8 protein-coding genes are annotated in these 15818 nt (G+C 70.5%); all 8 read right to left on the reverse strand.

All coding sequences use genetic code 11. The features are described from left to right. Positions 1–73: 73 nt before the first annotated feature. Positions 74–1381, reverse strand: coding sequence for a DUF58 domain-containing protein (locus tag CLV49_RS01805; RefSeq protein ID WP_106562008.1), 1308 nt, complete (start codon positions 1379–1381; stop codon positions 74–76). Next, positions 1378–2346, reverse strand: a complete 969-nt coding sequence (locus CLV49_RS01810; RefSeq protein ID WP_106562009.1) for an AAA family ATPase — start codon at positions 2344–2346, stop codon at positions 1378–1380. The genes CLV49_RS01805 and CLV49_RS01810 overlap by 4 nt, the downstream gene beginning before the upstream one ends. A gap of 45 nt (positions 2347–2391) precedes the next feature. Next, positions 2392–8259 (reverse strand): Ig-like domain-containing protein, encoded by a 5868-nt coding sequence (locus tag CLV49_RS01815; protein ID WP_106562010.1) that lies wholly within the window; start codon positions 8257–8259, stop codon positions 2392–2394. Next, positions 8256–9695: a serine/threonine-protein kinase gene (locus CLV49_RS01820; RefSeq protein WP_106562011.1), complete on the reverse strand. Its 1440-nt coding sequence runs from the start codon at positions 9693–9695 to the stop codon at positions 8256–8258. Before CLV49_RS01820 ends, CLV49_RS01815 begins: the two co-directional genes overlap by 4 nt. A 102-nt stretch (positions 9696–9797) precedes the next feature. Then, positions 9798–10994, reverse strand: coding sequence for an FHA domain-containing protein (locus CLV49_RS01825; protein ID WP_106562012.1), 1197 nt, complete (start codon positions 10992–10994; stop codon positions 9798–9800). Between the two features lie 113 nt (positions 10995–11107). Continuing rightward, on the reverse strand, positions 11108–11566 hold the full coding sequence (locus CLV49_RS01830; protein WP_158261879.1) for an FHA domain-containing protein: 459 nt from the start codon (positions 11564–11566) through the stop codon (positions 11108–11110). A gap of 424 nt (positions 11567–11990) precedes the next feature. Continuing rightward, a complete protein-coding gene (locus tag CLV49_RS01835) occupies positions 11991–14543 on the reverse strand; it encodes a transglutaminase TgpA family protein (protein ID WP_106562014.1) in 2553 nt (850 codons plus the stop codon). Further along, positions 14540–15802: a DUF58 domain-containing protein gene (locus tag CLV49_RS01840; RefSeq protein ID WP_106562015.1), complete on the reverse strand. Its 1263-nt coding sequence runs from the start codon at positions 15800–15802 to the stop codon at positions 14540–14542. Before CLV49_RS01840 ends, CLV49_RS01835 begins: the two co-directional genes overlap by 4 nt. Between the last annotated feature and the right edge of the window lie 16 nt (positions 15803–15818).

A 15818-nucleotide genomic window follows, 5' to 3' on the forward strand; every position in this document is an offset into this window, starting at 1 on the left:
TACCGCCTGCTCCCGTCCGGCGACCGCCGCAGGGACGCAGCCCGGCGCGCGCGACGGCCCCTCGACTCCGTGCTCATGTCCCCGCCCGGAGCAGGGTCTTGCCGAGATCGTCGAGGAAGCCGATGGTGAGGACCGTCAAGTCGCCGACGCGCCGCATGCTCGGCACGATCTCCGGGTCGCAGACCACGGCGACCACCGCGACCCCGGCGGGGAGGTTCGCGGAGGCGGCGCTCAAGGACGAGGCCGTCGCCGTCGAACCGCACACGAGGAAGACGAGGGAGACACCGGCGACGCCGTCGGATGCGAAACGCACGACGTCGCCGAGTCGCAATGCGGTGGCCGCGGGGTCGACGCGGCAGAGGTCGTCGAGCAGTCGGCTGGGCGACAGCGATGACAGCTGTTCGATCGGGCGCGGGGACGCGACACCGGCACGGGTCACCGCGCTCGCCACAACGGCGACCTCGCGGCCGTCCGCGATGGCGCGCGTGCCGAGGGAGCCGGCGACGCTGACGGCCATCTCGAACTCCTCATCCGTCGCGAACTCGGTGGGGTGGAGACCGAGCACGATCATGAGGTGGCTGCGCCTGGTCTCCTCGAACTGCCGCACCATGTACTGGCCCGTCTTGGCCGTGCTCTTCCAGTGGATCGCCCGGCGCTCGTCGCCGGGCACGTACTCCCGCAGGGAATGGAACGACAGATCGCTCGCGGTGAGCTCGCTCGTGGGGATCCCCTCCAGGTCGCGGACGAACCCCGTACTGATGCTCGGGATCGAGATCGTCCGCGGGTGGACGAAGAGGTCGACCTGTTTGTCCCATCGGCGCTCGCGTGTGACGAGACCGATGGGGTCGGCGCGGATCGTGCGCACCGGACCGATCGGCACGACGCCCCTCCGAGCACCCGTCATCACGAAGACGTCCTCGAAGCGCGCACCGACCGCGAGGCCGGGGATCGCGAAATCGGCGATGGACTCCCCCACCGGCACCTCGACGCGCACGCGCCCCAGACGGCGACGCGTCGGGTTCGTCACCGTGAGCTGGATCGCCGCCTGGTCGCCGACGACGACACGGCCGAGGGGGATGCGCATCGTGGCTTCGTGACTCGACCTCCCGATGAGGAACGCGGCGGCCAGGAGGAGGACGACGAGTCCCGTCCAGGCGATCGCGACGAACTCGGTCCAGCCGGCGAGGTACCCGACCACGAAGGCGATGCACACGACGCCTGCGATCACCCATCCGAGCGGCTCGACCACGGCGGCGACGCGTCGCCACCCCGACACGGCGGCGTCGGCGCATGCCGTCGTCACGCTCACGACACCCCGGATCGCCGCAGCGAGCACTCCGACCTGGCTCGGGCCGTCGGTCGCGCGACGGAGGAGCGTCATCGCGAGCCCTGGTCCTGGGGTGGCGGCGTGTCGATGAGGACGCGGGAGACGACGCTCGACGGCGTGACGCCGTCGAACTCGGCCTCGGGGTCGAGGACGAGACGATGGCCCAGCACGGCTTCGGCGAGCGCCTTCACGTCGTCGGGGATGACGAAGGAGCGTCCGGCGGAGGCTGCGAGGGCCCTCGTCGCCCTGACGAGGGCGAGAGCGGCCCTGACGCTCGCGCCGAGTCGCACCTCCGAGGCCGATCGCGTGCCCTCCACGATGCGGGCGATGTAGTCGTTGATCGAGGGGTCGACGTGCACGGTCGACACGAGGGAGACCATGTCCGCGACGGTCGAGGCCGGCACGACGGCCGAGATCTCGTGGGCCTCGCTCGCGTGCGGGTTCTCCAGGATGCGCATCGTGGACTGGTGGTCGGGGTAGCCGATCGACGTCTTCAGGAGGAAGCGGTCGAGCTGGGCCTCGGGGAGCCTGTAGGTGCCGGCCTGCTCGATCGGGTTCTGCGTCGCGATCACCATGAAGGGGGCATCAACGCGGTGCCGGACCCCGTCCACCGTGACCTGCCCCTCCTCCATGACCTCGAGGAGGGCGGACTGTGTCTTGGGGCTCGCCCTGTTGATCTCGTCGGCGAGCACGATGTTCGCGAAGATCGGGCCCTGGTGGAACTCGAACCTCTGGCTCTTCTGATCGAAGATGCTCACGCCCGTGATGTCGCCGGGGAGCAGGTCCGGTGTGAACTGCACGCGGCTGGCGCTGCCGTCGATGCTCTGCGCGATCGCCCGCGCGAGCGAGGTCTTGCCGGTACCCGGCACGTCCTCGAGGAGCAGGTGTCCCCCGCTGAACAGGGCGACGAACGCGAGCCGGATCACGTGACTCTTGCCGAGGAGCACCTGGTCGACGTTCGCGATCATCCGATCGCACACGCCGGCGAACCACGTGGCCTGCTCCGGGGTCATCGTCATGTCGCGTTCTCTTTCGTCGGGTTCAAGGAGTCTGGCATTGCACCGTCACGACCTGTACTGGTCCTTGTGGACGGGCTGACCGGGGAGAGAGACCTCCACCCAGATGTTGCCACGAGTGCCCGACGTGTTCGTGCACGACCCGGTGACACCCAGTGGTGTTCCAGCCGTCGCGAAGTTGTCGCAGCTGAACAGGAGGTATGGGCCGGGCTCGCCGCCGATGGGTTTACCGTCGGCGAAGCTCGTCGTGAGGTCGTTCGTCTGCGGCGACACCCGCGTGCTCACGACGGCATTCGGAGTGGAGGTCGCGCCAGACCACTCGCTGCACAGCCGAGTACTTCCGTAGGTCTCGCACACCTGGAACTGGAGCTGCAGCACGTAGCCCCACTGCTGATCCGACGGGATGATGAACCCTGAGTCGTCGAGCGTGCGCTCGGAGGAGAACCCGCCACCGGTCGACCGGTACGAGACGATTGTCGACTGGGCGCCCCCGCTCGAGGCGAAGTCCACGTCGGCGACGTACGAGTAGAGACCTTCACCGAACTTCGCGAGCCGGCCGAACGACGCCGTCGGTGTGCCGGGGCGCTGCAGCGGCGTCGCGGAGACCTGGGCGCTCTCCGTGCACCCCTGCCCGTTGTAGGCGAACACGACGGCGCGGTAGTCGGTGTTCGGGGTGAGCCCCCTGAAGACGTACGACGTGGCGGTGCCGACCTCCACGAGCTCACCGTCCGGATCGGAGAGGCGGAGCTGCGGGTTCCCGTCGGTCACACCGTCGACCCGGCACGACGGGAGGGTGCCGTCGGAGGACAACGCGACGTAGTACCGCTGGATCGCCGCCCCGTTGCCGGAGAAGACTCCGGGCCAGCTCACCGAGACCCGTGTGCCGGAGGACTGGTCGGCCTCGGCCGTCGGTGCCGCCCCGGCTGTCGGCGCGCCCGCCGGTGTGTTCGAGCCCGTGGCCGCGTTCCACTGCGGGGTGGCACCGGCGAAGTCGTTGCGGGACTGCACCGTCACCGTCACGGGCGTCCCGTTCGGGATGGACGGGGACTGGACCGACCGTACGTAACGCGTTCCCGCTGGGTCGCTCCGGCTCACCGTCTGCGTCTGCGTCACCCCTCCGACCGTCACGTCGTACGCGACGATCGGGCTGGCCGCCGACGAATCCGACGGCTTCGTCCACGACACACGCAGCCCGCCGTCGAGGGGAGTCGATGTGAGATTCTCGGGGGCCGGCGGGATGAGATCGGACCACACGGGCGTACCGAGCGTCGTCGGTTCGCTCGTCCCGACGGCGTTCGTCGCGGTCACCTGGACCCGAACGGCGTTCTCTCGACCGTTTCCCGGCGTCTGGACGGTACAGGTCGACGACGCGCACGGAGTCGACGAGATCACGGCTCCGGTCGACGCGTTCATGAGCGTCACGGTGAAGTTCTGGATCGCCGCGTTGTTGAAGCTCCCTGGCGTCCAGCCGAGGGTGAGACTCCGGTCCCCCGCCGAACGGAGGGCGAGTGCCGTCACGGGCTCTGGACGATCCTGGACGGAGATGCGCACGGTCCCCCACACGAACCGGCTCGGATCACCGGTCGCATCCGCCACCTGATACTGCAGCACGGCATCGGAGATGGCCGCGTCGGCCGTGACGCTCACGGTGAGCAGACTCCGGTCGGCCGACGGTGAGACCGAGACGCCCGCGGGCAGACCGCCCCCGGCGATTCCCCTGACGTCGATGACACGCAGCGCCGTGTCGGGGAACGGATTGGTCGCCCCGTCGTTCGCGAGCACATCGATCGTCTCGCTCGAGCCGCGCGCCAGCTGCACGGTGTCCGCTTGCGGGACGGCGAGCGGGAGCGTCGACGGCACGACCCGGAGGTCGATGGATCCGCCGGTCCCGGCGTTGGCGTCGTCCTCCACACCGATCGAGAGCGCCACGGTGGAACCGACGTCGGCTGTCGACGCGACCTCGACCGTGAGCGAGCGACCGTCGATCGAGGCCTCGACCCCCTCGGGCGCGGGCGCCTGGATCGAGTACGAGAGAGCGTCGAGGTTCTCCGGGTACGGGTAGGTCGTGAGGCGCGCGAGGTCGAGCGTGCGCGTCGAACCCGGCTCGACGTCGATCGTTCCGCCGGCGAACACGGGCGGCTGATTGTCCCGCGGGGTGACGGTGATCGGGAGGACGAGCGTCGCGATGCGTCCGGCCGGGTCGTCGGCGCCTGCTCCGTCCGTCACGGTGAACGAGATCGACGCCGGCCCGAAGTACGCGTCGGCGCTCGTGAACGCGAGCGTGTCGTCGTCGACGACGAGATCGTCCCCGTTCGCACGAGTGGCACGCACGGCGCTGCTGTCGGTGATCCGCACGTCGCGGTCACCGATGGCGACGACGTAGTCCGCGAGGTCGATGCGCAGCGTCTCACCGCTCCGCACGGTCAACGGGGCTGCGGTGCTGCGGAGCTGGGGCAGCGCGTCGTCGAGTCCCGGTACACGCACGAACGCCCAGCCCTCGACGCCCTCCTCGTCCGGGTTCCAGACGCGGAAGGGGATGACCCGACTCGCGTCGCCGATCCGGACGACGATGTCTCCGTCCTCGTCGACGGTCGCGACGTCGGCGTAACGATCGGGGACGCCGACGGACAGCTCGGACACCGGGCCGTCGACGTACCGGACGTTCGCCCGGACGTCGACCGTGACCGAGTCTCGGTCGAGCACGTCCTCGACGCGCACGATCGAGTCGCGAGCGACCGGTACCGCCGGCGCGGCATCGGCGTCCACGACGACCGTGATGAAGTTCGACGACGTGCCTCCCCGCTCGTTGGCGATCGTGTAGACGAAGCCGTACCGGCCCTCGGCGGCGGGGACGATGACGTCGATGGAGTCGCCGACGATCGAGGCGACGATGGAGGGGTCCGTCGATTCGACACTCGCGATCAGCAGCGCGCCGCCGTCCGGGTCGGAGTCGTTGTCGAGCACCGGGATGGTGACCGTGCGGGACGGCCTCGTGATCACGAGGTCCTCGACGGCGATGGGATTGCGTGCAGCGTCGGCCCGCGTCGCGACACCGACGCGCACCGTGCCCGTCGATTGTGCGCCGAGGGCGTCGACGACGGTGTACTCGAAGGTGTCCGTCCCCGCCTCGTATGCACCCGCCTGGTAGTCGAACCAGGTCGGACCGCTCGCGACGACGCTTCCGCGCTCCGGCGAGCTCGACTGGCCGACGAGTTGCACGGAATCGCCGTCCGGGTCGATGCCGGACAGGGGGATCTCCACCCGCACGGTCTCCCCCGCGAAGACGCGAGCGGTGACCGCCCGGGGAGCCGGGGCGGAGTTCGACGAACGATCGACCTCTCGCACGCTCAGGGTGATGTCGGCATCTGCCCACTGGCCGTCCGGTCCGAGCACCCGATAGGTGATGGTGGATTCGCCGGGAGTCGACGGAGCGAGGTACCGGACGACGTCTCCCGACACGAAGGCGAGTCCCCGGTCGTCCGGCAGTCCTCTCGGGAGCTCCGTCGCCAGAGTCAACCGGCTGCCGTCCGGATGCTCGTCGTTGTCGAGGACGGGGATGTCGACGACGTCGCCGACGCGGACGGACACCGTATCGGCGGTCGCGATCGGCGGTTGCGGTCTCGTCGGCTCCGGGATCTCGATGACCGTGATCGAACCGGTCGCCTCGGCGTATCCGTTGCTGAGCGTGTACGGCACCGTGACGGGCTGTGCGAGCGGACCGGTGAGGACCACGCGAACCGAGCGCTGCTCGAGAACCTCGACCCGGATGCTCGATGCGAGCTCCTCGGTGTCGACGTCCGTCACGAGGAGGATTCCCCCGGCCGGATCCCTGTCGGTCTCGAGGACGTCGATGGTGTGAGGCGTGCCCGCTCTCACGAAGACCGTGTGGGGGGCCGGGATCGGCGCGGCCCCGACCGACGGCGGCGTCGTGACCTGGACCCGCACGACACCAGCCGTCGTGCTCGTGCCGTCGGTGACCGAGAAGTCGACGTAGTAGGTGCCGGCCGCCGCCGCGGTGAACCGGAACGTGCCGGCGTCGTAGTCGGGCACGACGGCGACACCGTCCTTGTCGGACACGCCGGCGAGACGAATCGCGTCGACACCGCCCCGAGCGCGGACGAGGGGCGAGACGGTGATCTCCTCGTTCGCATTCGCGACGGCCGAGAACGGCTCGACGATGATGGGCACGTCCCCGCTCTCCCGAACGGTGACCGAGAGCCGTCCGGCGCGTTCGAGGCTGCCATCGGACGCCACGAGCGCGACGTCGGAGCGACCGATGGTGTCGCCTGACGATGTGAAGACGACGGTGCCGTCCGGCTTCGACACGGCGAGCTCCGGGTCGGCCGCGGTCGCGGAGACGAGGTAGAACGGATCACCGTCGGGGTCGTACCAGGTGGTGAGCGCATTGGTCGAGACACGCCCGCCGGCGGCGACGAGCGTCTTCGGTGCACGCACCTGGATGGGAGCCGTGTTCTCCTCTGCGTCCCTCACCTCCACCTCGACGGAGGCGGTCGCCGACCCGCCGCGGCCGTCGCTCACCGTGTAGTCGACGGTGAGGGATCCGCTCGCCTCCTCGGAGAGGGTGACCTGCAACGCCTGTCCGTCCGAGACGATGTCGATCCGGCCGGCGTCCTCCGCGATCGCGCCGACGGAGTCGATCACGAGGACGTCGCCGTTCGGATCGTAGTCGTTGAGAAGAACGGGGAGCGGCGAGGTGCGTCCAGGGCGAGCGCCGAAGGTGTCCTCGACCGCGACCGGAGGCAATGGACGGGTGTCGTACTCGCGCGGTGCGTCCTCGTCGTTCTGCTCGATGTCCTGGCGGTCCTCGTCGTCGTCGAGGAGGTCCTGCCAGTTGTCGATGAGCACGTCACCGTCCTGCACGGCCCAGGAGCGTCCGGACCGTCCGTCGTTCAGGAGGACGCGACCGCGGTTCTCGCGGAACGTCGCGGCCGACGACTCCCCGAGTCCGTCGAGGTCGGCCGATCGCGGCGCGGACGAGCCGCACCGCTCCCACAGCGAGCCGTCGCCCCACGCCGCGTAGAGGCAGCCGCCGACCATCGAGGGGACGACCGGTGACCCCTGCGCGTCCGCGACACGGTTCGGGTCCCCGCCGGCGAGGGGCACCTCGAGGAGCCCAGAGGAGAGAGCGACGGCGACGGCGTCGCCCTGATCGCTCGGGGCCTGCATCTCGGCTCCCACCGTCGACTCGTCGAGCGTGCGGCGCTCCTCGCCGACCTGGAGCACCCCGTTCTCCCTGTCGAGCAGGGCGACGGTCTCACCGATCACCGTGATCCCGATGTCGTCTCCGTCGAACGGATCGACCTCCGTCGACTCGCTCGGCCCGTCCTCGGTCGCCGCGTCGAATGTGCTCACCTCGCCGACGGACGGCGAGAAGACCGCGAGACGTCCGCCGGGGGTGATGGCGGACACGGCCCCCTCGCCGAACTGCAGCGTCGCCTCCGTGGTGGCGTCGAAGTCCCGCAGTCCGTCGAGCGGCACGATCCAGACGTCGCCGTCTGCGACGATGACCACACGGTCGCCCGCGAGGCCGACCGTCTCGGTGCCAGACGGGAGAGGAACCTCGTCGCCCGGAACGGCGTTCGCCACGTCGACGAGCGACAGGGACGACCTTCCCCTGTCCACGACGACGACCGTCTCCCCGCTCTGCAGCACGTCCAGGTCGGCGGACTCCACGGGGAAGGCGCTGTTCAACTCGCCCACTTCGAGATTCGCCCGGCCCACCGCGCCGTCCTGGCCGTTCACGACCCAGACGGCGGCATCATCGAGCTCGGTGTTCTGCGTCCGGTAGCCCGTGGACGTCACGGCCACCGTCGCGAGCACGGCGACGAGTCCCACCGCTGCCGTCCCCGAGAGCAGTCGACGGCGACGACGACGGATCCATTCGCCCAGCATCATCCGCTCCCGTCGGGGAGTTGGACGCACTTCTCCGCGCTCGGTTCCCCGAGGCGGCCGGAACGGCGCACGGCCACCGTGATGCACACGGAGTCGCCCGGAGTCCCGTCGATGCGGTACTCGGAGGTGCGCTGGGTGCTCTCGTTGCCGTCGGAACTCATGATGACGAAGTTGTCACCGTCGACGGTGTCAGCCGAGGTCCACGAGAAGACGGCGGTGCCGTCCTCCACGGTGGCGGCGATGTCGCTGACGACGGGGATGGTCCCGTCCCCGCGGTCTCCGGTGAGCACGACGGTCGCGACGGCGGCCGCGAGCACCACGACGGCAGCCGACACGGCGATCACGGCCGTGCGACGACGCGACCCTCTGCGCTGATCGTCCCGCACCCCTGTGGTCGACCGACCACGGGATCCGAGCGACTCGCGCACCACGGTCCGCGCGTCTTCGACCGGTGCGACGTCCGAGGGACTCGTCCTCGTCTTGCGGGGACGACGCCCCGGGTCCACCTGTCGGATGGCGTTCGCGCGGGTGCGATCCGCCGGATCGGAGACGGCGGCTCGCGCCCAGCCGTCGATCGCGATGTCGGGGTGCGTCTGCGCGATGCCGAGCTCCGCCTCCACCATCTGGAGTTCCCTCGCGAATTCGAGGGCGCTCGACTGCCGGGCCTCCGGACGTCGGGACATCGCCCGTCGCAGCACGTCATGGAGTCGTTCCGGCACGTCGGGGCGCCCGAGCGGGGGGAGTTTGGCTCGAGCGATCCGGGTCATGAGGTCGGCCGGAGAATTCTCACCGCCCGGCTGTTCGAACGGGCTCCGTCCCGCGAGGAGCGAGTACACCGTCGCACCGAGAGACCAGACCTCCGACGAGATGCCACCCGTCGAGACGCCGGAGACGATCTCGGGCGCCGACCACGGGACGGAGAGCCCGACGTTGCTGTCGGGCGCGACCGTCCCGATGACGGCTGCGATCCCGAAGTCGCTCAACACCGGGTTCCCGTACACCGTCTGCAGGATGTTCGACGGCTTGATGTCACGGTGGAGCACGCCGGCGCGGTGGGCGGACTCCGCGGCACCGGCGATCTTGATGCCGATCCGGAGCACGTCGGCGACGCTCAGCGGGTGGTCCCGATATCGGTCTCCGACGCTCGTCGGGCACATCTCCATCACGAGGTACGGACGACCGTCGGCCGAGACGCCGGACTGGTGGACCGTCAGGATGGCCGGGTGCGTGCTGAGCTGCGCCATGAGGTCGGCCTCCGCACGGAAGACGTCCCTGGCGGCCTTGTCGGCGTATCCGCTCAGCATCACCTTCACGGCGACCTGTCGCCTCGGAGCATCCTGCTCGTAGAGGAACACGTCGGCGAACCCGCCGGAACCGAGGATGGCCGAGAAGGTGAATCCGGGCAGAACAGGCGGCGCGGAGGGCAGCCGGGAGTTCATGCGGGGTCACCTCCGATCACGGGTTGTCGCGCCGACGACGACACCGCTGGACGGCCGCGCGAATGAGCACAATCCTAGGCGGATTCGACGCCGTTGCCCCCTCTATCGTGAGCCTTGCTCGGACAAGCTCGGTGGCAGGATCTCGAGGACGACTCCGTCACCGATGTCGACGAAGGTCCCGGGGATCACCGCGATGCCCTGTCCACCGCGCAGCCGTTGCCAATCTCGGCCGGGGAGGATGACGGACGTGCCGTTCGTCGAACGCAGATCCGTCACGACGACGGAGTCGCCCTGCTGCCGCAGCTCGAGGTGCGTCGACGACACGAGTTTGGTCGGGGAGGCGACGGAGAAGAGCCTCACCGGCTCGTTGAGGGGGATGCGGGGCTGCTTCGGATTGCGTCCCACGTAGTGCACGACGTCGAGGGGGTACGGCTGGCCGTCGCGGACGCGGAAGGCGAAAGTCGGCGGCCTCCGCGGTGCGGGAGGCGCCGAGTCGGGGGTCCCCGGGTCCACCCCGTCAGCCGACCGCACCTGACCGGTGCGGAGGGACGAACGCAGAACGGTTCGGCCGTCATGCAGGATGGAGTCCGGGATGTCGTCGGCGGCGACGGGCACCGATCCTGTCGCGATCGGCCCGACCGGCGCATCAGCCGGATCCCCTGACCCGGGTGGTGACGTCGCGGGATCCGACACGGCCGCAGACGCCGACGCCGACGCGGTCGGGAGATCGTCCCTCCGCACCGTCCTGTCGACCTCTCCCGTGAGGTCCGCCGCACGCACGAGTCGGTCGGGATCGACGCCGTGCTGCTCTGGGAGCATCCGCCGCGCACCCCAGGCGATGCGATCCGCGACGATGATCCCCCCGGCCACGGGGAACTCGACGGATGCGCCGATGCCCGCGCCGCCGCGCGTGATGCTACTGACGGCGATCACCCCGGAGAGCTCCGACCGCGCCCACGCCCTGTCGGCCGGCGGCGCGATTCGCGCGGAGCCTCCCACGACGTCGACGTCGAGCATCCCGTCGCCGTGCACCAGAGCGGACACCGTCGCCGTGTCCTGCGTGTCCGGACGCACCGCGAGAGCGACGAACGAGAGGAGTCGGCCGTCGGCGAGCGTCTCCGGGATGACGGAGATGACGTCGTCGAAGCGGGTGTCCGGTCGGGAGACGACGCGCCACACGGCGTCGACGACCGGCTGATCGACGGGCGTCAACATGCCGACGACCGTCTCGGCGCCGACGAGGTACAACCACGACGGGGCCGGAGTCTCGAGACTGTAGCGGAAACCCGGCGACGACACTTTCGAACCCTTTCGATCACGAGCCTGACTCCTCAGCCTACGTGGGGAGGCATGACCCTCGGCAGTCCACGGAAGGGGGGTCGATCGGCTCACGTGGTGAGGACCCGTCAGGGTCACCGACCGGTGCGTTGGACGACGACGCGGAGGGCACCGAGCAGGAGGCTGTGTCCGCTCGGCACCGGTGTCGGGACCTCCGGAGAGCAGGCCGTCTCGAAGCCGTCGTCGTCCACGATCGCTGTGCCGTTCGTCGAGTGCAGATCGGAGACCCACACGTGTCCCCGCTCCCACGTCACGAGGGCGTGCGTCTTCGAGACGCTCCTCGCGACATCGTGCACGCGCACGAGAACGGCTGCGGGGTGTTCGCTCTGCGTCACCGGATCACGGCCGAGCAGCACTCCCCGCCCGATCACCGCACTCGACCCGTCGGGGAAGTGGAGGACAGGACTCTCGATCGTGGTGGGAGCCGTGACCGGGACGTCGGCCGGCGGGTGGGGAGCGGAGGCGCCGCCGATCGGCGGACGCACGGTGTCGAGCGAGGGCGCATCCGGCCACGGCGGAGCGGACGACCCCACCGTCGGAGGAGTCGTGGATGCGGGAGGAATCACGGGTGCCGCAGGTGGGACGGGTGCCGCAGGTGCGACAGGTGCCGCAGGCTCAGAGGACGCGGCAGGGGCGTCCATGTCTGTGTGCGTGTCTGTGTCTGCATGGGCGGGTGGAGGGGCGGCGGGAGCGGCGGCGGATGATTCGTGGGCGCGCTGGCCCGACCCGCCCATGCCCGGGGGAAGCCCGATGAAGCCGGGACGCGGAGCAGAACCCGTCGCCGGGCCAGGAGCGGGCTGGTTGCGAGCGGATGAGTCGACGGCGGCGTTCGTCTCTGCCGCGGCTGGTCCCGCCGCGGCTGGTCCCGCCGCGAGGGGCGGGAGCGATGGGACGGGAGGAGCCGCCGGCACGCCGGGGAGGGGCGGGCGCGGCGGGATGGGAACACCGTTCCAGTGCTCAGGGGCGTCCGGTTGCGACACGGCTCGTCGCCCCCTTCCGTCGTCGTGATCGGTCGGCGTCCGCGCGATGCGAGCGGGCGGTACCCGAGCGGTGGACGCGGAGGCGACTGCGCAGCCGCCTCCACCAGCCTACGCCGCGCGTCGCCCCGAGCACCTCGCTCCGCGTCCCCGACCACAGCGCGTCGACCGCTTCTGTGGACGGATCGCCGCCGGCGAAGACGGCCTCATCCGAACGGGCCGCGAGACCACGGAGAGCGGCGGAGACGGAGGGGTCGGCCGCCGGCGCCTCGACGGCGGACGATCTCCTCTTCGCTCCGGCGCGTGCACGCTGGGCGGCGAAGCTCGAGGCCGTGGCCGCCCGCGTCTGGTTGACCGGGACGGCGAAACCGAGTTCGGCGTGGCCGTCGACGAGTTCCTCCCACGCACCCACGGCGCGTTCGTGACCCGTCGGCGCTCGACGACGACGGCGCCGTCTCGCACTCTTCACGAGCGCGATCACGAGCATCCAGAGTCCGAGGAGGAGGAACGGGGACGCGACGCCGATGGCCGTCCACACGACCCAGGCCGGCAGCACGAACGCCTCGTCCTTGTCGTCCTCGTCGCCGTCCTCGGTGTCGACGGACGTCAGCAGGTCCTCCTGCTTCTTCTCCACGCGCGGAGGCTGACGGACCTGGGGCTGCGGCTCCGTCTGGGGCTTCGGGTTCTGATCCTGCGGGATCTCGGTCTCGTCCGGCGTGGGGTAGAACGGGATCCATCCGACACCTTCGAAGGGGACCTCGACCCACGCCGTCACGTCACCGCCCAGGACCTCGGTCGGTTGGCCGTCGACGACGTTCTCCGGAGCGAAGCCCATCACGACGCGAGCCGGGTAGCCGAGCTCGCGGACCATGAGCGCCATGGCGGCGGCGAACTGCTCCTGGTCGCCGATCATCTGATTGCGTGTGAAGAGCTCTTCGATGCGGTCGGCGCCGTGTCCGGCGCGCGACGGCACGCTGTCGGAAGCGAGTCCGTGGCTCAGGAAGCCCTTCGTGTGCAGGGCGGTCTCGAGGGCGCGCATCTGCTCGATCGGCGTGGCCGCGTTGCCGATGTACTCGGCCATCTTCGACGCGACCACCTCGGGGACGTCGGTGACCGGCGGCATCGAGACGGCGGCCGGCTCGACGCTCGCGAGGGCGTCGTCCGACGGCACCACTTGCGTCTCGCTCGTGAGCGCGTACTCGTCCCCCTCCGACAATCCCGACATGAGGACGGTCGTGGAGGTCGATGCGTTGAAGCGCACGCTCTCGGCGCGCTCGGTGTCGGCACCCTCGAGCGTGATGCTCGACGGAGCACCGACCCCGGGGATCCACACACCCGAGTAGCCTCCGACGGTCACCTGGAGGGATCGCGTGTCCGCCTCCGTGAAGAGCTCGGGCTCGGGGAACGTGCCGCCGACGAGTCGGAAGGAGCCGGACCCGTTCGTGGCCACATCCGCTCCGGCGACGTCCCACAGGCGCCCCGTGTACAGGTCCATCGTGGCGAGGCGCACCTGGTCGCCCGGGACGAGGCCGTCGACGGTGAAGAGGATCGTCTCGTCGAGGTCCGCCGTGTAGTTGCGGAAGCCGGCGAGCGGGCTGGGATAGTCCACCGGGTCGAAGGGCGGTTGCACGACGTCGCGGAGCACGAACCGCGCCTCGTCGACCGTCGGCGACGTCACGGCGCCCCCGAGGGTGGAGGCGGCGACGCCGGCCGCGACCACCACGGCGGTGCCCACGAGTTTCCGACGTGCGAGGGTCCCCCGGTCCTGCAGGCTCGCGTTGCGACCGAAGGGATTGCGCCACCCGAGCCAGACGAGGGCGACGACGGCGAACGCGGTTCCGCGGACGACGGCCCAGAACGGCTCGTCCGTGCCGATGACGACCGTGGCGGCGTAGAGCACGGCCGGCGCGATGAGCAGCACGGAGACGCGTCCGAGTGAACGGGTGCCGCGCGGGAGCCAGCGGAGGGCGAGGACGGCGGTCACGAGGCCCGTGAGCCAGGCACTGACGTACGGCAGCACGAGGAGGTAGTCGGGAGCAGCGGCCGGAGCGCCGAGGGTGAGGACGTCGGCCCAGCCGAACACCGCCCCGATGGCGAGCCCGCGCAACGAGCCGAGCGTCGGGAGGACACCGAGGATCGACTGCCCGGGGATGGCCGCCGGTGTTCCGACGAGGAAGTAGAGGACGATCGCGAGGAGCGCTGTGAGGATCGCCGACAGGCCGAGGACGCGCGAGAGCCAGCCGGATGCGACGCCGACGAGGAGGCCGAGCACGCCGGCCACGACGAACCATCCGCCCGCGAGGACAGGGGCGAAACCGAGGAGGGCGATCACGAGGAGCAGGGAGACCGCGCCGAGGTCGATCAGGGAACGCCTGTCGGCGCTGCCCGCGAGCCCGGCGGTGGGTGGACGCCACCCGCCCGCGCCTCGCGCACCGCGCCCGACCGCCCGCGGTCTCCCGGCCCCCGCCCGCCGCGCCCGTCGCGTCCCGACCCCGGCGTTCGCCTGCGTCGACGTGTCCTCGATCCCGCTCACGAGGCCCTCGCCAGGACTCTCGGCAGGTCTCGGAGGGTTCCGACGGTGAAGATCTGCAGACCGCCGGCGATCTTCACCTGCGGGTTCTCGCCGGCGGCGACGCGCAAGGCGATCACACGGGTCTCCGAGGGGAAGAACTTCTCGATCGCCCGGAAGTCCGTCGCCGTCATGCGGCTGCCCGCGACGATGACGGCGACACTCGGCACGGGGAGCATCGCGGTGGCGTCACGGGCGAAGTCGCGCGGGGTCCCCGCGCCGTCCCGCAGGACCTCGATGCGACACGAGTCGTCGAGGAGGGCCCCGGCCGTGTGGGTGCGCAGTCGACGGTCCTCGGTCACGACGTCGATCGCCGTCGCCTCACGGATGACCTGGGTGGCGACCGACGCCGTCACCGAGACGGCGAGCTCGAACTCGTCGGCCGAGGCGAAGTACCGCTCGTCCGACGTGTGCAGGATCGTGAGCTGCGACCGCCGCGTCTCCTCGAACTGGCGCACCATGAGCTGGCCCGTGCGCGCCGAGCTCCTCCAGTGCACGTGCCGGACGTCGTCGCCCACGACGTACTCGCGCAAGGCGTGGAAGGCGATGTCGCTGTTGGTGATCTTCTGCGTCGTCTGGCCCTCGAGGTCGCGGACGAGTCCGGCGGCGCTCGGCTGCAGTCGCGTGGTCACGGGATGGACGAAGAGCTCGATGGGGTCCGTCCAGCGCACGGTACGACGGAAGAGGCCGACCTGGTCCCCTCGCACCGTGACGGCAGGACCGGCGTCGATCACGGCACGTCGGTGGGTGGGGACCGCGAAGAGCTCGTCGGTGGCGGCGTCGGGCGACAGCCCGGGGATCGCGAAGACGGCGAGCCCCTCGCCCACCGGCAGCTCCAGTCGGGTGGCGGAGGTCCGTCTCGTTCCGACGTTCGTGATCTCGACGCGACCGATCGCACGCTCCCCCACGACGACGCGGGTGGGACTGAGCGTGACGTCGACGCGGAAACTCGTCCGGCCGAGGACCGAAATCAGAGCCACGGCGAGAGCACCGATCGCGGCGAAGGCGATCGCGAGGAACTCCGACCAGGAGAACAGCAGTCCGACGACGAGGAACACCACGGCAGCGACGAGGACGAGCCACCCCGTCGTGGTCACGACACGGACGACGGGGGTCGCGGCGGACGCGACCGGTCGAGCGGCCGTCGCGAGGGCACGCCGGACGGACGCGAGCCGGGTGGGCTTCGCGTCCGTTCCGAACAGCTCGGTCGCCGCGTTCGTCATCGTCCGGTGCACTCCA

It is taken from the genome of Labedella gwakjiensis, from assembly GCF_003014675.1.
Taxonomy (GTDB): Bacteria; Actinomycetota; Actinomycetes; order Actinomycetales; family Microbacteriaceae; genus Labedella; species Labedella gwakjiensis.